The following is a 532-nucleotide window of genomic DNA, read 5'->3' on the forward strand; positions in this document are numbered from 1 at the left end:
ACTTCCATTGAGGGTCGTAGGAGACTACTACGTTGATAGGTCATAGGTATAAAGGTGGTGACATCATAGCCGAGTGATACTAATTGCCCGAAGCTTTCTTCAGATAGAAATAGGGTGAGTGGTTGATAGAGTTGATTGAGAGAGTGGTTGCAAAATCGCAAACAAAAACAACGAAATTGATCATTCACCTGAAACAAACAAAAACAACGCATGCTGTTGTTTTCTCTTAAATTCAATCACTTCTTTCAATTATGTTTAAGTGTTGGAGAATGGTGAATAGTTGATTAAGTGAGTAGTTGTAAAACTATTCAACCACTTAACCACTCACCCAATGAACCATACACTAAAAATATTCAGGTGCCTATATCGGCGGTGTCTACCTCTTCCCATTCCGAACAGAGAAGTCAAGCCCGCCAGAGCCGATGGTACTGCGGTAAAACGTGGGAGAGTAGGTCGGTGCCAACCTTTATCACCTTTAATGGTGCAACAAATGCTAAAGCCTTAGTCAACAACTAAGGCTTTTTGCGTTGAA

At 40.8% G+C, this 532-nt stretch carries 2 rRNA genes; both read left to right on the forward strand.

From position 1 onward, the window contains the following. Positions 1–103 (forward strand): 23S ribosomal RNA (locus tag ACFFGT_RS19095); the annotation flags it as partial. A gap of 250 nt (positions 104–353) precedes the next feature. After that, positions 354–465: ribosomal RNA gene (gene rrf, locus ACFFGT_RS19100) — 5S ribosomal RNA — on the forward strand. The last annotated feature ends 67 nt before the right edge of the window (positions 466–532 follow it).

This window comes from Mucilaginibacter angelicae, from assembly GCF_042434235.1.
GTDB classification, from domain to species: domain Bacteria; phylum Bacteroidota; class Bacteroidia; order Sphingobacteriales; family Sphingobacteriaceae; genus Mucilaginibacter; species Mucilaginibacter angelicae.